Source organism: Bacillus sp. FJAT-27245 (genome assembly GCF_001273955.1).
Taxonomy (GTDB): Bacteria; Bacillota; Bacilli; order Bacillales; family Cytobacillaceae; genus Bacillus_D.
This window is the reverse complement of the sequence record NZ_LIGI01000001.1, coordinates 1,348,232-1,372,665: the sequence shown is the minus strand read 5'-3', so window position 1 is coordinate 1,372,665 and position 24,434 is coordinate 1,348,232. Positions and strand designations below refer to the sequence as shown.

The following is a 24,434-nucleotide window of genomic DNA, read 5'->3' as shown; positions in this document are numbered from 1 at the left end:
ACCCTTACTTAGGGTTCAAGCTTGCCAGCCTATAGCCTTCCAATAAACGTGAGTTCGGCCGGCTCTTTTGAGTCGTACGCCCCATCAATGATTTTCCGTACATCCTCAATCGTTTCCTTCAGGTCAACATCGGCGCCTTTTTGGCCTGTAAAAGCTTCCGCAACGTAAAACGGCTGCGTTAGATAAGCTTCAAGCCTTTCGCCGCGAAGGTAGGTCTGCGTTTCTGAGGCAGGAATTCCTGCAATGCCTTTAACGTTCACTAATGAACGAAGCTCCCTGTACCTGCGCAGTAGTTTTTGAGCCCTTTGCTTTACTGTTAGATGGCTTTGGTCCAGGTTCGCACCTTCAAGGATCGACGAAGTGGACGATATCGGGTTGACCGCAGGAAACTTGAATCTGGCTGCCAAATCAGCGTCGAAGTCCCATAACGTTTCGAGCGGCCCGTATGGAAGTTCCTCATCAACCGCTTCGCCTTTCAAGTCGAGAAGGAAGGTCGTGACCGTCCTGATGTCAGCATCTTGCAACTTTTCCTGCAAATCAAAGATTTCCCCTGTTAAAACATGCGACCTGTCAGCTGTAAAAATGATGTCTTTGTCTTTGCCGAGCTCTGATATTTTTTTAAACGCTTCTTCAATTGAGGGAACAATGACATCCACATTTTCGTTCAAATCTTCCAAGCCTGGATAACCTTCAGCTTCAGGCTGCAGGACGATGCTTACGTATCCTTCTTTCTTAAGCCGTAGGAACAATTCTGAAAGCACAACAATCTGCCCCATCCCCGGCCTTGCCACCAGGCCAACCGTCCCGCCTTTGACAATTGGCGCGAACAAATCCAGCGTCTTGATTTTCGTCTCAATCATTTCGATCGCCTCCCCTTTTAAAATCAACTCATCCAGGCTGCATTGCGCAAGTGACGCGAGTGCAGCCAATGTCCGTACCTCCGCGCGCCCAACCGGAATTTTCCCTGTGCACAAATTTGATACCGTCGCCGGCCGGAGCCCAACTGACTTTGCCGCACTTGTTAAATTCGGCACCCTTCTGCGCAGCAATGAAACATTCAACCTTAAATCTTCCATTATTTCCACCTCCTTACTTATATAGTAATTTATTTTACGCTATAAAGCAATTATTTATTACTTTGAAGGGTATTTTTTTTACTTTTAATCGTTTGTGTTTTTGTGAAAAATAAAAGTGAGGTTTATTCTTGGAATTTCTTCAGACAGATATTGGCGAATATCTGAATATCCAGCCCCACCCCGGAAAAACTTCGATTATTTAGAGACTTGGATATTGAAGCTATATCACGAACATTTAGGTGACTTCGGACAAAGAATGGCTGTTTTGGAGAAACGTGAGCCAAAAATGAGGGAACCTCTAACTAAATTACACTTTGGGTAGCGCGTTATTCGTTCAAATAAGCGGTATTGGAATAAAGGCATTAATAATTGCAAGTTTGGCATTAATATAGAGAAGTTCGGCATTATTATCGGTACGTTAGGCATTAATATAGTAAAGTTCGGCATTATTATTGAGAAGTTTGGCATTATTATCGGTACTGTTAGCATAAATAACGCTTTGATTGGGATAAATACTAGCGTATTAAAACTAAAGAATATCAAATGCAAAATCCCCTTCCAGCCCAAATGCCAGAAGGGGATTTTTTTAATCTTTAACGATTGTAATCAATTACATACATATAAGGAATGCGGATACCGCCGGCACTTGATGTAACAGTAATGTATCCGCTCGTGAATTCACCGGTTCCATTGTTTCCTCCAGAATGGGTTCCCCTGTTCACAACGTCGACTTTGATTTCCGCCTTGCCCTTTGCCTGAATCGATACTCCTGTTTGGCTGAGTTTTAGATTCTCGTCACCAGAGAGAGTGTAATCGAGCTGTTGGCCAGTCGGGTTCACCAATGTAACCGTCATTTGATAAGATTGGTTTCCAGTCGGACGGACGAGCCCGAAGCTTAAGGAGGACGGGAATGCCATTGCTGGCGCATTCATAGCTGCACCCAAGTCAATTATGCCCGCGCCTACCTTTAAAGGATCTGCAACTTCAATATCCGGAAGCACGCTTCCCTCCACATTCCGGGCTGTTCCCATCAAGGCCGCTTTGACTTCCGCTGGACCCCAGCCAAGTTCTTTCACTTTGCTATAGGCCAGCAGGACAGCCGCCGCCCCGGCAACATGCGGAGACGCCATGGACGTACCTTGATACAATTCGTAGCCCCCGCCAACAACGGACGAATAAATGTTCACGCCAGGTGCCGCAACATCCGGCTTCAGCGTGTAATTTGGCGTTGGCCCCCATGAGCTGAAGTCGGAAATCTTATTCGGTACAGCATCAGTTTCAACCGGAGGATAGGAGAAGATAACTTTCCTGTCCCCTTGCCATCCTTCAAGCAGCTTGCCTGCTGCCTGGTCAATCATTACAGCAGGTACAGTCACGTTATCCGTTGACATTGTAATTGGTTCAGCCGGACCGTTCTGATATACAATAACTCCAATTGCTCCTGCGGCGGATGCGTTTTTAATTTTTTCAGCGAATGTACATGTACCGCGCTGAATGACCGCAATTTTCCCTTCCAACGGCTTTTCCTTTACCGGCGTACAAGCAAGTTTATCCCCGCTTGAAACTTCGCTCCAAAGAACATATTCACCTTCAATCTGCTCTTTTACCTCTCCGCCCTGGGTACCAGTCGTTGCGTTAGTTTCCCCGCCAGGAAGAGCAGGTGATTTTAACCGAAGGGCAAACGTACGGCTGTTTGTTGTGGCGGCAACAGTGATGACTTTATCCGCTGTTCCCGGAGAACCGACGGTATAGTAACCAGGCCCTTCATTCCCTGCAGAAATCGCAACAACAACGCCGGCATCCACCGCTGCATTGACTGCCATATCAAGCAGATCGGCTCCTTTATGAGGCGTCCCACCCAGACTCAGGTTGAGGACGTCCATTCCATCTTCGACTGCTTCTTCAACCGCTTTCGCGATGAACAAGCTTTTTGCATCAGCCACATCACCCGGGAAAACATTATAGTTTCCAAGGTAGGCTCCGGGCGCTACACCGCTCATCGGCTTGTCGCCAAGAGTAGGGCGGGTTCCCGCTTTTCCGGCGATTGTGCCGGCGACATGCGTCCCGTGGCTGTCAACCGCTTCCGCACTTAGCTTTGGATTCTGGTTGTAAACCTTGGCGACAATGACTTTATCGCTCGTAAATTTCGTATCCCCTTTAGGGAATCCTACCGGGGCTTTCATACCCTCATTCGGCTGCAGAAAAGGATGGTCTTGGTCGATTCCGGAATCGATGACGCCGACTTTCATTCCGGCTCCGGCATTCTCCTGTCCGCCAAGCCCATTCCAAATCTCTCCTGCGTTAATCAAGGCTGTACTTTCACTCATCGTCTTCCGGTATGTGCCGCTGACTCCGGCTTTAATGACTCCAGGGCCGCGACTAATATCCTTGAGCGATGCCCCGTTAAGCTTCAGCCCAAGACCGTTGTAAGCAACATTATATTCCGCGACAACTTCCACCTTAGGAAGCTGCTTGGCGAGCCACTTTTTATAATTCTCCCGCTGCGACTCAAGCCTTTTGCCATATTTCTTGGAAGCCGGTGAATTCAAATCCAGCTTCTTCCCTTTAGCTGGCATCGTTTTTTCATAACCGGAAATTGATCCATCGTAAGACGCAATTGGCGCATCACCGAATTGGACGAACACATATTCCTGATCCTCTGTCGCCGCTTTCATCGGATTATCGTCATTTTTGACAATCGCTTCTGCAGGAAGCCCCGCGTTCATAATAAGCAGAAGGATCAACGAAATCCCGAACACGTTCCTGATCTTCTTTAAGAACTTCAAACCATTTTCCCTCCTTATGTAACTCCGGCGCAACACTTTCGCTGCCAGGTCAAAATAAACTACAAGATATAAATTCGAGAAAACAAATCTTAAATCCTGTAGTATAATTTGTAATATTCCGAAAACTATTTTGTCAAATAAAAAGGGGTCGTAACGAACGCTGTCGATGTTGGGAAAATATTATTGGCGCATTGTGGTTCAATTGTCCGGTGCAACGTAATGGCAGCAAGCGGGTGGGCTTTTTTTTAAAAAAGAATCAGTGCCCTGTTTCCGGTATGCCTTGGAAACCTGTATCGCTAATTAATATAATTCTGTTAACAATGGTATAATTAGTTAATGGAATTTAAACAGTTGATTGGGGGTGAATTAGGAAAATGAGCACAGTTCTTACATATATGGCGTCCTTTGTGGTGATTGTCATTTCGGTGTTTATCTCGCTTTATTTCAAATCCGAGCTTGAGCGGATGTTCCGGGAAAGCAAAGATGTATTTGCTTTCCATGTATGCAATGTGCTGATTGTCTTAATGGCTTCCTTCGCGGTTCATGCGGTTACGGATTATCTGCTGCAGACGGGAATCAATTATTTGCTGCAGATGGGGATCCTTTTGGCGATTATTATTCCGGTCTATATTGCGGGGCACTTCGCTTATGAGAAATACAAGTTCATCAACCGCAAATATCTAAAAGCTGAAAACGGGAAAGTCCTCATCATTAATGAAAAATACTTGAGGCGGAGATAAGAGCCGTGAAGGATTTATCATGAAGTGCTTGGAGCATATGATACGGTTGTCCTCCATTGTGCATTATTCGTTGAAAAGTATAGCAAACTAACCTTGTTATCAACGAATATGGGGGGGGTGAGCGGATGGCGAAGAAAAGCGATAAGGAAAGCAAGAAGGCCATGCCAAAGGCGGATGTGGAATTTGCGGACAATGGGCTTGAAAGGATTGCGCTAAAGGCCCAGAAGACAAAGCAAAATAAATAATAAAATTAAATTTCCCGCCAACACGGGGGCAAAGCAAAAAAACAACCCGGGATGAATTAATCCCGGGTTGCTGTGCGGACGTGTTCATGCTTGTGAATGCCAAGCACTGTTCCAGCTATGTTAACCGAATGATCGCCAATCCGTTCAAGGTTGGAGACGATGTCGACAAAGACAATACCCGATTGGGCTGTGCAAACCCCTTCATTCAGGCGCAAAATATGCTTTTTGCGGAATTTGCGCTCCATCGCATCGATTAAATCTTCCCTTTCGGCTACGCTCGCCGCAATGGTTTTATCATTTTTATCAAGTGCGAGAATTGCCTTCAATACCGTTTCCATCGTAAGTTCAAACATTTCATTCAGGTCACCCATTGCTTCTTCGGTGAGCGTGACTCTGTTCGCGAGCTGATATTCCACCAGTTCGAGAATGTTTTCACAGTGGTCGCCAATCCGCTCGATATCACGGATTGTGTCAATAAGGAATGAATGGTGTTCGGACTCTTGTTCGGATAGTGAAGTTCTCGACATTCTCACAAGATATTCCGTGATTTTATTATCGAGATTATTGATGGCTTCCTCGATTTGATAGGCAGTTTCCGCGTTCTTCCTATTTTTCGTCTGCAGGTAGGTATGTGACTCCTGCAGACCCTGGACGGCAAAGTGGCCCATGCGGATGACTTCCTCCCGAGCAGCTCCCAGCGCAATGGAAGGAGACTGTTCGATCAGTTGCGGATCAAGATGCTTAGGCTTAAATTCAATTTCAACATCCTGTCCGGGAACAATTTTCGTTACAATCATGGCCAATAGCGCAATGAACGGGAATTGAATCAAGGTGTTCGTCACATTGAATGTCCCGTGTGCAAATGCAATCTGCATTGCCGGATTCAGGTTTAGAAGCTGGTCAAGCCAAGCAATAAACGCCGTGAACGGAATGAGAATAATCATGAAAATAATCGTTCCGATGACGTTAAACATGACATGGATAACCGCTGCGCGCCTAGCCGCGACTGAAGCGCCAATCGACGCCAGGACGGCGGTGATCGTCGTCCCGATATTGTCGCCAAACAGGACAGGCAGCGCGGCATCTAGATCGACAAGGCCCTCGGAATATAAGCCCTGCAGGATACCGATTGTCGCACTTGAGCTCTGGACGATTACGGTAAAAATTGTCCCGACAATCACGCCAAGGAATGGGTTGTCGCTCATGCTCTGAGTCAGGTCGATAAATGTCTGCAATTCACGAAGCGGCTTCATTCCTTCGCCCATCAGTTCAAGCCCGTAGAATAAAGCTCCGAAGCCAAATACGACTTGGCCAAGATTATTGATTTTGTTATTTTTGAAAAAGAAAAGAAGAAATGCACCTACCGCTAAAATTGGCAATGAATATTCGCCGATATCTATTCCAATGATAAACGCCGTGACGGTTGTCCCGATATTGGCACCCATGATGACGCCAATCGCCTGGCGCAGCGTCATGAAGCCCGCGCTGACAAGCCCGATGACAATGACCGTCGTACCGGAACTTGATTGAATGGCGACCGTAACGAAAATACCTGCCAGGACTCCCATTAAAGGATTCGTCGTCAAACGGTCAAGAATGGCTCTTAACCGGTCCCCTGCGGATTTTTGAAGGCCGTCCCCCATTGATTTAATTCCATATAGAAAAATGCCCAGTCCCCCGATAAACATAAACAGGACTTCCTGCCAGTTGATTTCCACTTGCTTCCCCCCAGTATGTATAATCAGGCATACTTTAACCCCACAACAATTATTAAGGGAACGTTAAGCAAAGTACACCCATCGGGAGAAGAATTTACATTGTCTTTACAGTAAATTTACAAAGCAGAATAAAAAGTAGGGAACATCTTCCACAGCATTTGAGACCTGAAAGAAAAGTCCGCACCGGCTCCCTCGTAAAATCTGAAGCCTCTCCCAATTACCCAGGAAAAGCAAATTCCCGCCGCCCATATAATGGATATTTCACAACCTAAATACCCAAACTATTACTAAACCGCCAGTATAGGAGGACCTTTGTGAAAAAATTACGCTTGATTATGCTCGCTACCCTGCTGCTCCCTGGATTGGCAAGCTGCAGTAACTACAACGATACTGGCAACAGGGCTGAAAAAAGCATGCTAACCGCGAATTCCAGTGACGAAAACCATCCATTGAGGGTTTCTATGATTTCTGCCCGCTCGCTGGAAAAGCTGGCAGATGTCCAGGGCGCAATTGTTGTGATTTACAACACGGACGCTTTTGTTGCAATAAAAATGGATGACGACAAGAATGGGCGGGCACATGGGTATCAGACGGATGAGAAGGTTGATCGTGGTCAAAACACCGGCACATTTGGGAATCCCGGTTACCACGGGTATGGGAACGGCACCCGGAATGGAGAATACAGCGGGACTGGAATCGGCGGGGGCAGCATCGATGGATTTGCATTCGACGGATTTCCAATTAATGACGAGAATGAAAAAGGTAAAAGACAGGCTGCCGGAAATCGCTCCAGCGACACCGAACAATTGAAGGCCGCCGAGCCAGTAATTATGTTCGACTCACCTTATCCCGAAATTTCTACTTCTTTTAAAAAGAGAATTGGTGCACAGATTGTAAAAGCAGAACCGCAAATTCAAAGGGTTTATCTTTCATTTAATGACGATTTTTACAGCATGATGAACCGATTTGCCGATGATATGTACAATGGCCAAAGCGGAATCGCGGACGATTTTAAAAGGGCGGTTTCCAACATCCCTGGAACACGGTAACACATGATCCACCCGCTGAATAAGCATTCATTGAATTCACGTGCAATCTCCAGAGCGAAAAAATGAAAATATATAAAAAGAAGCCAGTAAGGAAAGACTCCCCACTGGCTTCAGGTACTAAAAACCGCCGCTGGGCCGCTAACCCATTCAGCTGCAATTGCACACGCTCAGCTGATTCACAACCGGCAGCCTGCAATAAAACGGTTCTTTTTGCGCCGGTTCGATATCCCGGCTGTTTAATTCCATTTTGCGGAATTCCTGTTCCCGATACTGCATCATTTTTTCAACCATATAAACTTCATTGTACATAGCTTCCATCTCCCTTGTTCTTGTTATCTCCATCATACAAGGCAGCCCTTTTTTACACATTGGCCTTAATAATGGAAATAACTAAGACTTTGGGAGTAGATACTTAACTACAAAAATCGTTTAATTTTCGGAAAAACCTTCAGCGCTGTCTCGTAAAAAACAGCCTCGTGGTACTCCTTAGGAATGATGTCGGCAATAAACTCGATGTACGGCTTAATCGGCGTAAGCGGCCAATCGGTTCCGAACAGGAACTTCTCATAATTATTTGTAAACGTGAGCGCGTGCAACAGATGGTCAAAGAACCGCGTTTCCTGCAGCTTCCGGATGTCCCCGTCCTCGCCGACAACCAACCCGGACAAATCCGCGTACACGTTGCTGTTCTTATACACTAGCTCCGCACCATCGAGCACCCACGGATCGCCAAAGTGCGCCATCATGATTGTCATTTCCCGATGTCTCACGGCGACTTCATCAATCGCCAGCGGATGCGAGAAGCGGAGCCTCCCCCGCTCGGAATACGTATCCCCGGTATGATATACAACAGGGACCCCATACTCCTTCGCAATTCGATACACCGGCTCATACACGTCGTCATACGCAAAAAACGGATAGTAGCCGAGATAGATTTTGATGCCGACACACTCGGGCTTCTGCACTTCCCGCTCAAGTCGGTCGAGTGCCTCCCCGTCCAGTTTGAACGGATTGATGCCAGCGCAATAGACGATATTTTTCGGAATCTCAGGGGTCAGGTCGATGCCCATCGGCGTTTCGGAAGCCGAGTCGGGAAAACCCTCCCCGGCTGTTTCCGTCACCCCCATCGCAATCCCAAGCACGACGCCATTATCGGCGAACTCTTTCTGGATTCCTTCATATGAATAGTCGACCTTCGAAATATTCCGGGCCGTCTCATGAAAGCTCCCAATTTCGGAGTAATGGATATGCGCATCAATAATTTTCATTGTGTACCTCTTGGAATGTCAATTTTTGCAGGACTTTCACTTCATCCGGCGATAGCACCCTGTCCCCGGCAACGATGAAAGCCGGAGCGGAGATCCATTCGGTGCCATGGGCAAGGTCGATATATCGGTCCATAGCAATCAACATGACTTCCTTGTTCATGTACGACTCCATCCCATTCGATTCCCTGTCGGCAATCACCTGGAGAAACTCCTCGCTTTTGTCCGATTCAACAACCGCATGGCCCGAAAGATAAGTCATGATTTCCGATTTCCCCGCCAGGTATGAACGCCTTCCCCCTGCGTTTTTCAGCCCGCCTTTTTGGAAAAACAGCTGGCTGAACCAGTTCTTATTATGGAAATACATCCCGCTTTGCTGGCTGATTTTTGTCACATTCACAAGCACCGGGACTCCCGGCAGCATGCAGAAATACTGATGGATTCCAAGCCCCTTCCACATCTCGTTCTTTTCAAAAACAGTCGAAAGCCTGAGCCCGCGCCATTCCCTGCCTTCATTATCAAGAAGGCTTGCCTGCCTTACACTCGTTTCTTCCTTCGCAAACGATTTCGTGTTGATGCCTTCAATGCCGGTCACCATCCCGCCGCTCCATGGATTCCACCATGCTTTCGGCTCAAGCGCCGGGAAAGACGAATCAAACCACTCACGGCCAAATGCCTCAAACGAGAACAGAGACGGGTAAAAGCCCTCCGAAGCCGCAATCGACAGCACCCCATTCCCCGCTGTCAAAACCTGCAAGCCCTCCCGCTCCTCTTCACGGATTGTAACTGGCCCATCCGTTGGGTTCAGGACGAGCACACTCATCCTGTCCCTGATTCCGTTGATTTCGTACTCAGCCGTTACGGTCGAAAGCGGCTCCGCACTACTCTCGGCAAACGCCGAAGCTTCGCGCCTTCTTTCGTCTAGCGCAAGCCTCGTTTGATAAAATTCCTGCCCATCCCGCTCAAAGCAAACTTCCCCGTCAAAATAGCTCGTCTTCCGTCCAGAAAGAATGATTTCCTCGGAGCCGTCTTCCCGATTGGCCACTTGCACCTCGACCGGACCGCCGGCTATAACCCTCCGGTGCTTCATTCTCGTCGCGAACTCCCGGAACTCCTCCCAGCTTTGATACGCCCCAAAGGAAAGCGCCACAGGTTTCGTCCGAACCTCGCCGCCCGCCGGAATATGGCCGAGCTCATGCTCCACATACATATACCATGACTCGAAATTCACCGATGACCCTTCAGGCCATGCAACACCATGTGCATACGGCTCATGCCGCGAGAACAGCCAATTCTCAGAAAGACGCTTGCTGTCCCACAGCCCGTATTCCGCATCAGCCTTCTCATCGAACGCCACGACTTCCCCGTCCATTGCGAAAACAGGCCTGTTCAGCTCGTGGTAAACCGGCTGGTACACGCTGATCGGCGTGTCCGTTTCCGATTCTCCCCTGTTCCGGACGATGTACGACTGCTCCAGTAATCCCTCACCAAACAGCTTCGACTCGCCCACAAGCACAAGACCCTTGAAATCGAACGATTCATAGACCGCCGACATCACAATCGCCGCGCCCTCTTCCCTGTACTCGACGCGAACCGGCTTCCTCTTCGAAAACTCACTCGAATACGGCTTCCCGATTTTCGGGTACATGCCCATCGTTTTCTGGGCGCCCTTCGTCAGCCTGCCCGGAACAACCCAATTGTTGAATTTCCGCAAATACGTATGGTACAACCCATTGTAAATATGCCAGTAATCATCACACTCGCCGCTAAAACGCGCCCCTGGCCCCTTAAAGCCAAGACCCAGCTTTTTCGTAAAAGTGGACAACGCACCGCTTTCGGTGGCAACATCAATGGCCAGCTCCGGCGCATAGAAACCATAGCCACTCAAAACATAAGGAATCGCAATCGACGTTTTCCCTCTCGCAGCAAGTTCAACTTTAAACGTTTTTTCTGGTAGCTGCACAAACCCGCTATCCGGAAACCGGACCGTGAACGCCGCAGGTTCGCTGAAGTTGTTTTCCACATCCAGATAAAAAACCGCTTCTTCATGAAGGAAGCTTTGCGAACCAGGAACAGTTCCTGAAACTTTCGCCGGCTGCTTTGGCAGGATGCCGACCGCGAACTTCGCTTCCTTTCCGTTAATCAACACCTTTGTGGCGACGGAAGGATGGCTGCGCCAGTTGCTTTGCTCCTCTTCCAGTTCGCCGAGAATGAACTTTGCTTCGAGGGTGGCTTCTCCTTCAACCGCCACGCTCTTTTTAAAATCGAACGTGACATTTTTGTCGTTTTCACCTTCCAGCTCGACCTGAAGCGGTTTCCCGGATTTGTTTTTAATATGGTAGGTTGCCGTATATTCCGACCCGCAAACAAGCTTGAAATCCTCAACCTCCACGGAAATATGGTAGTCGTCCGTTTCGATCAGCCGCAAGCCCCGGCCGGTCCGCTCGAACTCCATCCTCAGGCTGCCAGCCTCTGATTTCCAGCTATACTCGTAATAGGAGAAATCGTTCTCCTTCCTGCCGTCCGGTGTGACATCGATCGTTCTTGTACTCTCCGTATACCAATCGGTTTCAGTAAAATAGCTCCGGACCGCTTCCGTATTCAGGACCGTCGGCATGAAATTCATCAGGTGGGTCGTATCATCCCGGTCCTCCCAGAAAAATCCGCACTTCTTATAGAGCGGAACAGCCTTCGTGTTGCTTGGCCACGTATACAGGTCCAGCCGCGGCCAGCCGAGTTCAACCGTCCGTTCGAGCGCCCTTAAAACAAGCAGCTTCCCAATTTTCTTTCCATGGTAATCGGTTCGGACGTTCAGGAGCGGGATGTACAGCGCCCCTTCATCCTCCCGGTATTCGCAAAGCCCGCAATAGCCAACGACCTTGTCGCCGTCCATCGCCAGAAAAAGATTCAGGTTGCCGGAGTTCGCTTCCTGGACGCGGACCTTCTCAGCGGTCGTTACCTGCGCATCCCCGCCCCAGCCTTCGCGGCTAAGATTCCACATCTCCGCCACCCCGGCGGCAAGCCCTTCATGGTATTCCACAATCTTAATTTTTTCCTTCGTCAATTCCATTAAAAAATCCTCCGTTCAGGACCCAAGCTTCGCTAGGTTTCCAGTTTCCTATTTTCATCGATACCCTTTCCCTTGCAAACTGCGCCTTTCATCAACATTTCGCTCTCCTCCTTTGAAAAATTTGGTTTTTCAACCACCCTTCTACTATATAGCAGGCCAAACAGGGTAGTAAAGAAATTCCGATTAATTTACTGAAATTTTAAAAATTATCATAGCCAATTACGCCATATAAATTATGGTGGGTAAAATGAAAGCCTTCCCAACAAACTTGTTGGGAAGGCTTTCAAAAATGTCCGGATTGGGAGTTTTAGAAATCGAAACCAAGGTCCGTATTATTTTGTTAGTGCCCCGCTACAACTCCAATCCCGCAATCCCGAAACCGCCTGGCCCGGCGTGGGTCGAGATCATTGCCCCGGCCTGAATCCAGCGCACATTTTTAAAACCAGCCTCTTTTACGAGTTCATCCATCCGCTTCTTGATGCTTTCATCCAGTCCGAGTGAATACAGAAGATAAAGCTGCTCGCGGTCAATGTTGTATTCACTTAAATATTCACTTATTAGTCTTTCAGCGACTACGCTCATTTTCCCGCGATACTTTTTAGTAGAGACGAGCTTGCCGTCAATCAGTTCTATTACTGGTTTTATTTTTAACAAAGCACCGCCCAGGTAGGCAATATTGCTTACCCGGCCGCCTGCCCGTAAAAAATCGAGGCTTCCGGGAATGAAAGCCAGCCTTGACTTTGGGACTACTGCTTCAAGCTTTTCAATTAGGCGTTCAGGTTCTATGGAGGGTTCCTGCTCCAGCAGCTTTACAGCGTACATCACGATTGCCGCCAACCCGCCTGTAACGTTCAAAGCATCGATAAGATACAAATCCTCAAAATTCTCGGAGGCAATCACCGCGCTTTGAAAAGATGCGGAGGCCTTTGACGTATAGCCAATGTGGACAATGATGCAACCAGGGAAATCCGCTTTTATTTTCGCAAAAAACTCCTGGTATTCATGGGTATTCGTTGCAGCAGTAGAGGGGATTTTTTTCGTCCGCTCGTAATAATCGTAAATATGCTCTACAGGCAAGGAACCATCCAAATAATCCTGCCCCTCCATGATGACGTGCATCGGCACCACCTGTACCTCATGTTTCTCAGCCAAATCCCCTGGTAAATCCGCACCACTTTCTGTCGATAAAATAATCCGCCTCATTGTATGTCCCCTTCCGTAATTACGAAACTGTTGAAACCTTACTCTAACTATACATGAGAAGGGATAATCATACAGCTAATTTAAATAATTGAATCTGCTCGATAAATTCTCGCAGCAAAAAACCCCAATCCCTTTAGCAGGATTGAGGCATATTAGGTGAAAAAAGGACTTGTTTACTTCACGCCGAGCTTTGCCGGTTTGTTATACTGCTCTTTCCAGATTACCCATCCAAGCCAAAGGATTGCGACGCCGGCAAGGGGCTGTGCCACATACGACCCATACGGGACAAAATCAAGGATCGGCACGAGGGCCAAGATGATCCCTGCCCACTTGGGGAGAACCCCCTTAAGGGCAAGCAATACACCAAAAAGGAGCAGCCCGATAAAAAATGGATAAAGCGATAAGGATACCCCTGTCATTAATAAAGGAGGAACCTCTTCCAATACAGCAGGAGCATTTTCCTCAAGGACAGGCACGACGAACGCGTTCACCCAGCTGTGCCCTGTCCACATTGCTGCTCCGAAAAACGTTAATAAGAAAATCCCGAAACCGGTTTTTCCAAAACCTATCGCATTGACGAGATAAATCCCAATAAGTGCTAGAAGGAGAAACAGCATGCCAATCAAATCAACATACGAACCGAATGCTTCCATTGAAATGTTGTACCAGACCGACAGCGAAATGGTCAGAACCCCAGCGATAATTCCACACAAGCCGGTGAAACGGATAAAGCTTGAATACGCCATACAACTCACCACCTGTTATGAAGTATGGAAAACTGTCCACAGTCCTTTGCGGCCTCCGAAAAAGATGGAGTTACTCTAGATATATTAACGGGCGAAACATTTATGTATAGTACGAATGATGTAAATTTCAGAGCGGAAAAAGACGGCGCTCTGCTTCCAAGTGGAAGCAGAGCACCGTCCCTTAAGATAATATTTGTACCTACCTTAAATCACAAAAATGGAACCGCCCTTTATCTACCTTCTCGCCTATTGTAAAAACAACTTTGCTTTTGAAAAGCGGTCCTTCAAAACAAAAGGTATGGAATTCGCCGTTTTCGCCGCAAGGGTCGACCGTTGCCGGCAGTTCATTCAGGAATTCATGGTCCACCACTCTCCCAAGAAACCGATTGTCCAGTTTTTCCGTATCAATGCACGTTGTAATCGTTTGGAACCCCAGTAACAAAAACTCCTGAATCAAGCCTTCCGTATTCTGGCCCCAAAGCGGAAAAATCCCCTTCAAGCCATGTGCACACACCTGGCTTTCCCTGTACTCCTTCACGTCTTCGAGAAGGATATCGCCGAACATGACCGCTGAAACGCCATCTTTTTTCAACGACTCGAACATTCCGTCCATTCTCTCCTGGTAAATCTCGTTTGAACATTCGGCTGGTATGTACACTTTCCTTAAGGGGAAACCGAGGCTCTCCGTCTGCTTTTCCAAGAGGCTTTCCCTTACGCCGTGAATGCTGATTCGGCTATATTCTTCAGTTATTGTTGTAAAAAGGGAATCGACGATATAGTCGTCGCTTTTTAAAAGCTTATAAAGAGCGAAACAGCTGTCCTTTCCCCCGCTCCATGAAATTGCGATTCGTTCTGTCATTTTAATCTCCCACAAAAATTAGTTGAAAAAAGGCAGGACATCCCTTCAACTGTCCTGGCTCGCTTCGTATTCATTATGGACGATTTTTTACGATTTCTCCACAACAAGTGCGCCTGTTACTAAGATTGCAGACTAGGCCATCAAAAGGGCTTCCCGGAGAGGATTCCCGCTGGCAAAATAATCTGGAATGCTAGCGGTTCCTTCCATCAGATTTGCGTTAACCTTTTGTTTTCCATAAAACAAAATGCGCAAGCGCCTTGATCAGCCCCGACAAGCATAAGACGGGGCCCGCAGGATGGGCCTGCCCTCCGGAGGGAACCGGCTTATGACCTCGAGGGGCTAGGCGCTGGAGCTGGATTACAATAACGTGTTTCGAGTTATCCACAAGAATTAATTTTGAAGTTTCCTTAAAAATAAAAAAGGATGGGCTTGTAGAATAGCCCATCCCTTTTTATGCTTAAACTGTTACACGTGTGCCCGTTTTACCTTCAAGTGCATCTTGGAGCTTATCCATCGATGTGATGATGACGTTCTTTCCGCCTTTTTTCAAGAAAAGGATTGCGGCTTCGATTTTCGGGCCCATGCTTCCTTTTGGAAAATGGCCTTCTTCCATATAGCGCAATGCTTCATCGATCGTCATTTCAAAAAGGTTTTTTTGCTGTGGCGTTCCAAAGTGGATCGCAACCTGCTCAACACCAGTCAGGATGAATAAATAATCGGCATTGATTTCAGCAGCAAGAAGCGCGCTTGCGAAATCCTTATCAATGACAGCATCCGTTCCCTGGAGCTTTCCATTCTCCTCGATAACAGGGATGCCGCCGCCGCCAGCTGTAATGACTGTAATTTCTTTATCAAGCAACGCCTGAATTGCTTCTTTTTCAACAATTGTAACTGGCTTTGGAGAAGCTACGACACGCCTGTATCCCCGGCCGCTGTCCTCAATGTAAGAAATCTCTTCCGTTTCAAGGATTTTGTCCAACTCTTCTTTTGTGTAAAATGGACCGATTGGTTTTGTCGGGTTAGAGAAAGCTGGATCGTCTTTAGAAACTACAGCTTGTGTAACAATTGTCGCAACTGTTTTCCCGATATTGCGTTCAGCCATTTTATTCCTGAATGCCTGCTGAATTAAATATCCCAGATTACCTTGGGTCTCTGCATCCAACACGTCAAGCGGAAAAGCTGGCACAACTGATTCAGCCATTTGATTTTTAATCAATGAATTTCCGACCTGCGGCCCATTTCCATGAGTAATAACGACCGTATTTCCCTGCTCAATTAGGCCGAGTACAGGTTCACAGCTTTCATCAATATTTTTCTTCTGCTCTTCAAGTGTGCCCTTTTGTCCTTCTTTGATAATGGCATTCCCACCGATGGCTAAAACAATTTTGCTCATTGTCACATCTCTCCTGTTTAATAGACTTAGTTCCGTCAACCTATCTTTTCTTTATGGGAGCTCTTATTTCTAATTTTCAAAAAAATGCTCCCCTTCACAAAAGGAGGAGAGGAATTGTTTTACATTCCCTCTCCATCAAGAATTTTCTTATTCAGCGTCAATTAGGCCAAGCTTTACTGCGTAAGCGTCGATTGCTTTTTCGAAGCAAGCTAATGGAGCACGGACAGTACCAGCACCGATTTGCCCTACTCCCGCTTCTTTATGTGCAATACCAGTGTTGATAATTGGTTCAATACCTAATTCAACAACTTTTCTTGCGTCGATTCCAAGGGCGGACCCTTTGAAATCCCAAGTAGGAATAGAGAAGTTCGGGTTATGGTCAATACAGATTTCCATCATTTCATTACTTGTATTAACTGCATCGTCCATACCGCCAGCACCTACGAAGCGCGTAACACCAGGTGCGGCAATCATTGCAATTCCGCCTACCCCGAATGTTTCAGTAATGGCACTGTCACCCATGTCAGGGCAAGCCAAGCTTTGATCATAGCCAGTGAAGAACAAGCCTTGCGGAGTATTTACAGGTGCTGTAAACCATTGGTCACCCATACCTGCAATACGGATACCGAATTCATAACCGTTACGGCACATCGCTGTTACAACTGTTCCATGCTGGATTTTACGAGCCGTATCCATTACAGCCTTTGTAGTTGCCATTGCAATATTCAAGAAGAATTGGTCTGTATCCGCCAGGAATTGAATAACGTCTTGTTTGTCCTGTTCAGATGCATCTGTTTTTAGAATATATGGAGTGATTTCTTTTAAGAAGATAAGGGATCCAGCAATATTACGTTGGTGGAACTCATCTCCCATTGTAATTGCTTTCGCCATCATGACGTTGACGTTTAATCCGTCACCTTTAACTTTCAGCGCTTTAGCAAGGATCGGACCAAGTACATCCCTGAACCATTTCAATCGGTTGATTACTTCATCGGAATATGCACCGAAACGCAGAACTGCTCCAATACCTTCATTCATTGTGCAGTATGCCTGATTATCGCCGTCACGATTTTCCACAACAAAAACTGGCATATTGCCTGAAGTAATCCCACCCATTGGGCCAACAGCATTTACATGGTGGCATGGGATAAATTCAACTTCATTGTTTTCGAATAGTTTGAATGCCTCTTCAGGATTAGCCGCCCATCCTTCGAATAAAGCAGCTCCCACACAGGATCCTTGCATCGGGCTTGTCATGTTTTCCCATTTGATTGGTGGTCCTGCATGAAGCAGAACCTTTCCGTTTAATTCTTGAATGACAGATTTAGCAGGCACAACATCCACTAGGAAAGGTGCACTTGATACAACTTTATCGATTACCGCGCGGTTTGCTTCATCAATTGTTTTATATTGTCCGTACATTTTGCTTCCTCCTGATTTTCACGTTAGTGTAATTTGCGATTGGATTAACGAAGAACACTTAGGACTTTACGCATTCTCTCGTTGCCGCCAGCAACTGGACGCCAATCGAATTGAACAGCCCTGCCGCCATTTTCTGTAATAGCAGAAACGAACTTCTTCAGTCCAACGTTGACAACATTCGGTTTCTCGTTCAATAATTTCTCGATGGCAGGAGAAACGCTGATTTCCGCTTTTGCAGCTGCTTTAGCAGAAACCATTTCTTTATCCTTCTCTTCAATCCGGATATCGAGCATAGCAAGAGCCGTGCGAATCGCTTGGTTATTGCTGTCTCGTAAAATTACACCAGCTTGTTCAAGCTTTGACTTTTGCTCCTGAATGTCTTGTGGGTCTTGCTCCGTACCACATACAGTCGCTACAAAGTAAATGTTTTTGCCGTTTTCACGCGCATTGCTTTGGATTTTTTGGATAGCAGGAATCAACGCGCCAGCCATGTCCTCATGTGAACCGTAGCCAAGAACAACATCAAACAGAATAACCGCTGTTGACTCATCCTCCGCAGCCTTTTGGAAGAATTTCACCCTTGTATCAGGATCAATCATTGGATGCGGCTTTCCTTGGGTATACATATCGTCACCCAAGTCAGCGACTTCATAACCGTTTACTTTTAACAAGTAACCTTCCTCATGGGAGTCACTCTTGCCAAAGCCAAGGCCTCTGCTAATGAGGGTAGCTGCTTCATATCCTAGTGTACCGCCGGAATAAAGGCCTTTAATCGTTTTTTGTTCTGGCTTCAATTCAACAGCCGGTACTTCACCGACAAGCTTGTTGTAGTTTCCTTTTACAGGATTTCCTTTTGCAAGGTCCACAGCAATTGCTGCTGTTTCTTCAAGGGTATTCGCATAGTAGATGTTGCCTTCATGATTGTGAGGCTCTTCTCCGAGGAAGATAGCGACAACTGGCTTGGATAGGCTTTGAAGCAATGCAACTACCTCGTCACGCACTTCTTTTGCAGGTGGCTTGGAGACAATCCCAATCACTTCTGTTTGCTTATGCGCTTCAAGCCCTTTGATTGCATCGATCATTGTGATGGCCCCAATCTTATCAGATAGGTCACGGCCGCCTGTTCCGATGGCATGGGTTACGCCGCCGCCAAGACGGTCGATTTGGACAGTAACTTCCTGAATACCTGTCCCGGAAGCACCAACAATTCCGATATTTCCTTGTTTAACAACATTCGCAAACGCAAGCGGCACGCCAGACAAGATTTCCGTACCACAGTCAGGTCCCATTACAAGAAGGCCTTTTTCATGAGCTTTCTCTTTAAGGCGGCGCTCATCTTCAATCGTTACATTGTCGCTGAAGATAAGAACATGCATATCGTTGTCAATCGCCTTTTCCGCTTCTTCTGCTGCGTATTGCCCAGGAGTTGAAATCAAAGCGATATTTGCATTCGGCAGGGCCTTGATTGCCTTATCCCATGTACGGACTGTTTCAAAGTCTTCTTTACTGCTGCTGATTGCCTGATTGTTTAAATAGTTATCGATTTCATCAAGTACTTCCTGGATTTTTTCTTCCTGGTCGGTATCAACAACAAGACACATGTCGTTGGCAGCCGCCTTTTCAAGTTCTTCAGTGTAAAGGCCTGAGCTTTTGAAAATATCTTTATTGGCCGGAGTCCCCATCATAATTTGGACCTTGTTGATTCCGTCCATTGTCGATATTTTATTTGTGAGAAGCATTAAGTTAACAGAATCCTGGTAGGAATTCTCTTTAATAATGGTATATAGCATTGGTTCACACACCTCTTATTGTAATTTTTCTTGTCGCAGGAAAAGCGCAAGCTGGATTTTGGCAGGCAAAAAACGCCTGGGACTGCGATAATTATTATTGGAAACTTTCCTTAGTGCAAGCGCTGCACAAACTGGATGGGCTTCGACTGGGATAAAGGAATCACGAAGGGCGAAAGCGATTCGATGATGATTTATCTTTGGGGAGTCCTGAAGTTTGTTAAGCGCTGGAGCCAGGCACAGCTGGTATCGCCATGTAAGAAGGGTGGCATCTCATTCGAGACCACCCTTCCTTCTTCTGGTTTTACTTTGCAAAAGGACTTTTATTGTCATAAGCATTGTTGTGGACTACGTCGGACTTTAAATACTCGTATATATGGTCCACGATTTCAATGCCGTCCTCTTCATATTTCTTCTCCCTTTCGGCACTTCTTTGCCCAGGGTAAGAAACATGATCAAAGCCAGGAGCGGGCTTTATGCTATTAAGATCCTTCATCGTCGTTGCAATGCCTTCTTGGAATGCATTTAGGTTCGTGAAAAATTCAGGATTAATAACAATATGGAGTTGTCCAAGATTCCGATACTCAGTCAGATCATGGTACATGGAGGAAACCTTGTTTCCAAACGGAAGGCCTAGCAATATTCCAGATAAAACATCCACCATCATCATAAGCCCGTAACCTTTTGGGCCGGCAATAGGCAATAGTGCATTTACTTTAAATGGATCAGATGTTGGCTCGCCGTTTTTATCGACAGCCCATGTATCAGGAATGGACTCGTTCTTCGATCTGGCGTGAAGAATTTTCCCCCATGCCTGTACGGTTGTCGCCATATCAAACGTAATATGCTTCCCGTCCTTACCAGGTGCAGCAAATGCAATCGGGTTTGTTCCGTAATAAGGCTCCGAACCGCCAAAAGGAACAACCATCGGATCGGACTGGCATACGGAAATCCCAATCAAATTCTCATTGACAGCCTGCTGAACAAAATAAGAAAGCGCTCCGCTATGGCCGATTCTCCTGACACCAACCACAGCAACTCCATTTTCCTTAGCCATTTTTATGGCTTCATCCATTGCAAGCTTTGCGGCTACATGCCCTGCCCCATTATCTCCGTCGAAAATCGCTGTACATGGACCCGTTTTTTCAAACGTAAACTCTGGGTTGTTATTGATACCGCCCTTAGCAATTCTTTCGGCGTAATATTCCACTCGCATGGCCCCGTGAGAATGAACGCCTCTTGCATCAGCATGAGCAAGCACATCTGCTACAACGGCAGCATGGTCTTCTGTTAATCCAGCCTTGTGAAGCTTTGTTGTGATTAAAGTCTTCAATTGCTCTTTAGACAATCTCATTCCTGCTCACCCCTAACATTGGTTGCCCGATCATTATAGTTGCAATTCAAATTCGATCATTATTTAGCAAACGGGTCTTTATGATCATATTGGTTGTTATGAATGACATCCGAGACTAAATATTCATGAATATCATCTACGATTTCAATCCCGTTTTCCTTATAATCCGCTATGACAAGATCGTTATTCTGGCCAGGGAATAGTACTTTCGAGAAACCTGGGGCAGGTTTTATTTGATTCAAGTCATCCATGGTTTGCGATATATCTTTCTTGAAACCAGTTATACCTGTAAAGAATGCCGGGTTAATGACGATATGGAGTTGACCCAACTTCCGGTATTCAGTTAAATCTTCGTACATTGAAGTAACTTTATTGCCGAATGGGAGCCCTAAAAGGATTCCGGATAATACATCGACCATCATTGCCAGGCCATATCCCTTAGGGCCGGCAATTGGCAATAATGCATTGACACTGAACGGATCAGTCGTCGGTTCCCCGTTTTTATCTACTGCCCATGTATCAGGAATGGACTCATTCTTTGATCTGGCGTGAAGGATTTTCCCCCAGGCCTGGACAGTTGTTGCCATATCCAACGTAATCTTTCTCCCATCGCTGCTTGGAGCGGCAAAGGCAATTGGGTTCGTACCATAATACGGCTCAGCACCCCCGAATGGAACAACCATCGGATCGGATTGGCATACCGAAATACCAATCATATCTTGGTCTGCTGCTTGGTGGGTAAAATAGGATATTGCACCGCTATGTGAAATATCTCTGACACCGACGATTGCCGCACCACTTTCTTTTGCCATCTTAATCGCTTCGTCCATAGCCAGCTTTGCGGCAGCATGGCCATTTCCGCCATCGCCGTGGAAGATGCCCGTACTTGGGCCTGTTTTCTCAAACTTAAAGTCGGGATTTGTATTAATTCCGCCCTTTGCAATTCGTTCAGCATAATACTCCACGCGCATGGCTCCGTGGGAATGAATCCCTCTTTCGTCTGCAAACACTAGGACGTCAGCAGCTAACTCGGAATGCTCCTCATTAAGGCCTGCCTTGTGGAGTTTATTTTTGATAAGACTTTTCAAGTCCTCTCTTTTCAGTCTCATTGTGACACCTCTTCGTTGGGAATATTATAATGACACATCCCGATTACAATCTTTGGAGTACACATATGTTAATGGTTCTCTTCCAACCGCATAAGCAGCTTGATGGACATAAGGTCCCATAAAGATGTAATCGCCTTTCTTAACCGGAATCCATTCGTTATCAAGATTATACATACCTTCTCCAGACAACAGATACGCACCATGTTCTTGAACATGTGTTTCGATAAATGGATGGCTTGCTGCCGGATCGAATGAGAGAATGTGGAAGTTCATATCGAAATCGAGGTCCATCGGCAATAGGTCTTTAATATGGACGTTATGCATATCATCGTAGTCCCTATATTCGATATCGTTCGCATGGCCGGAAACAACCCACGGCTTACGGCCTTCAAGTGGTTTATATTTCTGTTTGTAAAGGAACAAACGGGAATCCCCAGATTCAACATTTTCCAAATACATTTTTACTCCTGGCGGGCAATATAGATAGCCGCTTTCTTGTAAAATGTAATCCTTGCCGTCAGCTGTTGCCTTCACTTTTCCGCCTAGGACATAGACAAACGATTCAACATCTTCCTGTCCACAGAAGCCTTCGCTATTCTTGCCGCCCTCATGCATTGTGATGATATAATCTACAAAGCTTGCACCCAATTTCGGCGAACCCAAAATGGACATTGTGCAATTTTCAAAGCCAGGGACAACGTTGTTAACTAGGCCCTCTGGTGCAATTAGAGCATATTTGCCATGTTTAATAATTGACCTGCTTGAAAGTAAATCTTTTGGATAACCCATCTTTACATTCTCCTTTATTCAAGTAGTTATATAAAAGGTTAATAAACCTAATATGACTCATTTCGCATAGACCATTTATTATTCTTTGTATCCCAATTCATAGAGGGCACCAATAAGTGCTTTAACGCCTTCCGCTAAATCAGCAGGCTCAGTAAATTCTGCCGGGTTATGGCTTATGCCCTTATGGCTTGGAACAAAAAGCATAGCCGTTGGTACAATTGGTGCAAAAATTTGAGAATCATGGCCTGCACCACTGTGCATTAACTTATAATTCAATCCATTATCTTTGCATTGTTTTTCAATAAGCTCAACAATCGCAGGGTCCATTGGAACCGGATCGGCATCCATCCACATATCAATCGTGGTTTCTACTTCGTGCTCATTTGAAATTTCATTCATTCTTGCAGTCATTTTCTCAGTAAAGGATACAATTGCTTCTTTATCCGTATGGCGGACATCAATTGTGAATACCGCTTTTCCAGGTACCACATTTACGATGTTTGGAAAAGCTTCAATTTTACCAACTGTTGCAACAAGTGGATCTCCAGCTTTCTTGGCCATGGAGATGATTTCAACAATCATTTGGCTTGCTGCAAAAACCGCATCTTTTCTGTATCCCATTGGTGTTGTTCCGGCATGGTTCGCTTCACCTGTGATTTCAACAGTATAGCGTCTCTGGCCAACAATACTATGAACAACCCCCACTGATTTCTTTTCAGTCTCCAAAACGCTTCCTTGCTCAACATGTACTTCCACGAAAGCTTTCAAGTCTTCACGAGGCCCTTTAGCTTCGTCCCTAAAATCAAAACCGGCATTACGCATCGCTTCAATAAATGGAACACCTTCAAAATCTGCTATCGTTTCAACATCCGCCCGTTTTGCTAACCCAACAATGTTTTTGGATCCCCAAAACGCGTATGGGAAGCGGCTGCCTTCTTCCTCGGCCATAGAAACGACTTCAATGTTGCGCACTGGTTGGCCAAAATTTTCTTTCAAGTACTTTAATGCCAAAATGCCTGCAACAATTCCATAAGCCCCATCATAGCGGCCGCCATTTTTAACAGTATCGACGTGTGAACCCGTTAGGACTGTTTCATTGGAATTTATCCCTTTTAATGTTCCAAACAAATTCCCAACTTCATCAAATCGAGCTTCAAGGCCTTCGCTTACAATCCATTCTTTTAAGGCGTTCTGGCCCTCGCGCCATTCTTGGGAATAGAGCAGACGAGACACACCGCCTTCTGGATCTTTCCCGTACCCGCCGAGCCACTCAAGCCTTTGAGCTGTTTCTTCCACGAGTGCATCAAGCTTTATTTCATTTAGTATGTTCCCCAACACCATCTTCCCTTTCTTCATTATGTAAAAAAATCGTACAATCAAAAACAAATGGTACTTTACTATTGTTTCACTTCAGGCCAATACTATCCCGGCTACCGCTAGAATTCATTACAGGCCAGTTTTTTTCTCCATCCTCAATTGTAAGCGTACTACCTAAAATAGTCTTTATAAGAAGTGGATAAATATTATTATTTTTATTATCCATAATCGATAAACCAACTTTATATTGGAATATTAATTGTCATGATGCACCCCTTAATGCGGATAAAACCGGCTCCATTCCCGCAATAGAGTTTGTTTTTCTTTCGGCCATCCATGAAGCGCAGAAATCAGTGCGCCCCCACAGATAATGATGGCCAAGTTAAGCAGGATTTTTATCTCAACGCCAAAAAAAAAAAAAAAAAATGACAATGCCGGGTCCACTTTAGCATTGTCATTTTTAGGTTTGTGTAGAATTTACTTATAGGTTGTTTAAATTGCGAATT

The 24,434-nt window shown here is 46.0% G+C and carries 18 protein-coding genes; 2 read left to right on the top strand and 16 right to left on the bottom strand.

The annotated features are described in order from the left end of the window. Positions 1-29: 29 nt before the first annotated feature. Positions 30-1,076, bottom strand: coding sequence for an ATP synthase subunit B (locus ADU24_RS06605; protein WP_053365887.1), 1,047 nt, complete (start codon positions 1,074-1,076; stop codon positions 30-32). Between the two features lie 593 nt (positions 1,077-1,669). Continuing rightward, a complete protein-coding gene (locus tag ADU24_RS06600; RefSeq protein WP_053365886.1) occupies positions 1,670-3,862 on the bottom strand; it encodes a S8 family serine peptidase in 2,193 nt (730 codons plus the stop codon). Positions 3,863-4,236: 374 nt separating this feature from the next. Between ADU24_RS06600 and ADU24_RS06595 the strand changes: the two genes are divergently transcribed. Beyond that, positions 4,237-4,602, top strand: coding sequence for a hypothetical protein (locus ADU24_RS06595; protein WP_053365885.1), 366 nt, complete (start codon positions 4,237-4,239; stop codon positions 4,600-4,602). A gap of 301 nt (positions 4,603-4,903) precedes the next feature. Here the strand turns inward: ADU24_RS06595 and ADU24_RS06590 are convergent, their stop codons facing one another. Beyond that, positions 4,904-6,565 (bottom strand): Na/Pi cotransporter family protein, encoded by a 1,662-nt coding sequence (locus tag ADU24_RS06590; RefSeq protein WP_053365884.1) that lies wholly within the window; start codon positions 6,563-6,565, stop codon positions 4,904-4,906. Between the two features lie 314 nt (positions 6,566-6,879). Between ADU24_RS06590 and ADU24_RS06585 the strand changes: the two genes are divergently transcribed. Next, the gene (locus ADU24_RS06585) at positions 6,880-7,614 is read left to right on the top strand and encodes a hypothetical protein (protein ID WP_053365883.1); all 735 of its coding nucleotides are present in this window, start codon (positions 6,880-6,882) and stop codon (positions 7,612-7,614) included. Positions 7,615-7,761: 147 nt separating this feature from the next. On the opposite strand, the gene ADU24_RS22950 is transcribed toward ADU24_RS06585, so the two are convergent. The 13 genes from ADU24_RS22950 to allC form a co-directional block, all read right to left on the bottom strand. After that, on the bottom strand, positions 7,762-7,923 hold the full coding sequence (locus ADU24_RS22950; RefSeq protein ID WP_156324527.1) for a hypothetical protein: 162 nt from the start codon (positions 7,921-7,923) through the stop codon (positions 7,762-7,764). Positions 7,924-8,030: 107 nt separating this feature from the next. Beyond that, positions 8,031-8,882, bottom strand: coding sequence for an amidohydrolase family protein (locus ADU24_RS06580; RefSeq protein WP_053365882.1), 852 nt, complete (start codon positions 8,880-8,882; stop codon positions 8,031-8,033). Next, complete coding sequence (locus tag ADU24_RS06575; protein WP_053365881.1) at positions 8,869-11,949, bottom strand: GNAT family N-acetyltransferase; 3,081 nt, start codon at positions 11,947-11,949, stop codon at positions 8,869-8,871. Before ADU24_RS06575 ends, ADU24_RS06580 begins: the two co-directional genes overlap by 14 nt. A gap of 351 nt (positions 11,950-12,300) precedes the next feature. Further along, complete coding sequence (locus tag ADU24_RS06570; protein WP_053365880.1) at positions 12,301-13,152, bottom strand: DegV family protein; 852 nt, start codon at positions 13,150-13,152, stop codon at positions 12,301-12,303. Positions 13,153-13,325: 173 nt separating this feature from the next. After that, positions 13,326-13,898: a hypothetical protein gene (locus tag ADU24_RS06565; RefSeq protein WP_053365879.1), complete on the bottom strand. Its 573-nt coding sequence runs from the start codon at positions 13,896-13,898 to the stop codon at positions 13,326-13,328. Positions 13,899-14,097: 199 nt separating this feature from the next. Then, complete coding sequence (locus tag ADU24_RS06560; RefSeq protein ID WP_053365878.1) at positions 14,098-14,757, bottom strand: diphthine--ammonia ligase; 660 nt, start codon at positions 14,755-14,757, stop codon at positions 14,098-14,100. Positions 14,758-15,214: 457 nt separating this feature from the next. After that, a complete protein-coding gene (arcC, locus tag ADU24_RS06555; RefSeq protein WP_053365877.1) occupies positions 15,215-16,150 on the bottom strand; it encodes a carbamate kinase in 936 nt (311 codons plus the stop codon). 147 nt (positions 16,151-16,297) lie between these two features. Beyond that, positions 16,298-17,572, bottom strand: coding sequence for a DUF1116 domain-containing protein (locus ADU24_RS06550; RefSeq protein WP_053365876.1), 1,275 nt, complete (start codon positions 17,570-17,572; stop codon positions 16,298-16,300). Between the two features lie 44 nt (positions 17,573-17,616). After that, the gene (gene fdrA, locus ADU24_RS06545) at positions 17,617-19,362 is read right to left on the bottom strand and encodes an acyl-CoA synthetase FdrA (protein WP_053365875.1); all 1,746 of its coding nucleotides are present in this window, start codon (positions 19,360-19,362) and stop codon (positions 17,617-17,619) included. A 301-nt stretch (positions 19,363-19,663) separates the two neighbouring features. Further along, on the bottom strand, positions 19,664-20,713 hold the full coding sequence (allD, locus tag ADU24_RS06540) for an ureidoglycolate dehydrogenase (protein WP_053365874.1): 1,050 nt from the start codon (positions 20,711-20,713) through the stop codon (positions 19,664-19,666). Between the two features lie 59 nt (positions 20,714-20,772). Next, positions 20,773-21,822 (bottom strand): ureidoglycolate dehydrogenase, encoded by a 1,050-nt coding sequence (allD, locus tag ADU24_RS06535; protein ID WP_053365873.1) that lies wholly within the window; start codon positions 21,820-21,822, stop codon positions 20,773-20,775. 24 nt (positions 21,823-21,846) lie between these two features. Continuing rightward, positions 21,847-22,611, bottom strand: coding sequence for a (S)-ureidoglycine aminohydrolase (gene allE, locus ADU24_RS06530; RefSeq protein ID WP_053365872.1), 765 nt, complete (start codon positions 22,609-22,611; stop codon positions 21,847-21,849). 78 nt (positions 22,612-22,689) lie between these two features. Further along, positions 22,690-23,952 (bottom strand): allantoate deiminase, encoded by a 1,263-nt coding sequence (gene allC, locus ADU24_RS06525; RefSeq protein ID WP_053365871.1) that lies wholly within the window; start codon positions 23,950-23,952, stop codon positions 22,690-22,692. Positions 23,953-24,434: the final 482 nt, after the last annotated feature.

Excerpts from the sequence above, each read along its gene's own strand:
- allC (WP_053365871.1), bottom strand. The coding sequence starts at position 23,952 with ATGGTGTTGGGGAACATACTAAATGAAATAAAGCTTGATGCACTCGTG.
- ADU24_RS06565 (WP_053365879.1), bottom strand. The coding sequence starts at position 13,898 with ATGGCGTATTCAAGCTTTATCCGTTTCACCGGCTTGTGTGGAATTATC.
- ADU24_RS06575 (WP_053365881.1), bottom strand. The coding sequence starts at position 11,949 with ATGGAATTGACGAAGGAAAAAATTAAGATTGTGGAATACCATGAAGGG.
- arcC (WP_053365877.1), bottom strand. The coding sequence starts at position 16,150 with ATGAGCAAAATTGTTTTAGCCATCGGTGGGAATGCCATTATCAAAGAA.
- ADU24_RS06595 (WP_053365885.1), top strand. The coding sequence starts at position 4,237 with ATGAGCACAGTTCTTACATATATGGCGTCCTTTGTGGTGATTGTCATT.
- fdrA (WP_053365875.1), bottom strand. The coding sequence starts at position 19,362 with ATGCTATATACCATTATTAAAGAGAATTCCTACCAGGATTCTGTTAAC.
- allD (WP_053365873.1), bottom strand. The coding sequence starts at position 21,822 with ATGAGACTGAAAAGAGAGGACTTGAAAAGTCTTATCAAAAATAAACTC.
- ADU24_RS06580 (WP_053365882.1), bottom strand. The coding sequence starts at position 8,882 with ATGAAAATTATTGATGCGCATATCCATTACTCCGAAATTGGGAGCTTT.
- ADU24_RS06570 (WP_053365880.1), bottom strand. The coding sequence starts at position 13,152 with ATGAGGCGGATTATTTTATCGACAGAAAGTGGTGCGGATTTACCAGGG.
- allD (WP_053365874.1), bottom strand. The coding sequence starts at position 20,713 with ATGAGATTGTCTAAAGAGCAATTGAAGACTTTAATCACAACAAAGCTT.
- ADU24_RS06560 (WP_053365878.1), bottom strand. The coding sequence starts at position 14,757 with ATGACAGAACGAATCGCAATTTCATGGAGCGGGGGAAAGGACAGCTGT.
- allE (WP_053365872.1), bottom strand. The coding sequence starts at position 22,611 with ATGGGTTATCCAAAAGATTTACTTTCAAGCAGGTCAATTATTAAACAT.
- ADU24_RS06605 (WP_053365887.1), bottom strand. The coding sequence starts at position 1,076 with ATGGAAGATTTAAGGTTGAATGTTTCATTGCTGCGCAGAAGGGTGCCG.
- ADU24_RS06550 (WP_053365876.1), bottom strand. The coding sequence starts at position 17,572 with ATGTACGGACAATATAAAACAATTGATGAAGCAAACCGCGCGGTAATC.
- ADU24_RS22950 (WP_156324527.1), bottom strand. The coding sequence starts at position 7,923 with ATGTACAATGAAGTTTATATGGTTGAAAAAATGATGCAGTATCGGGAA.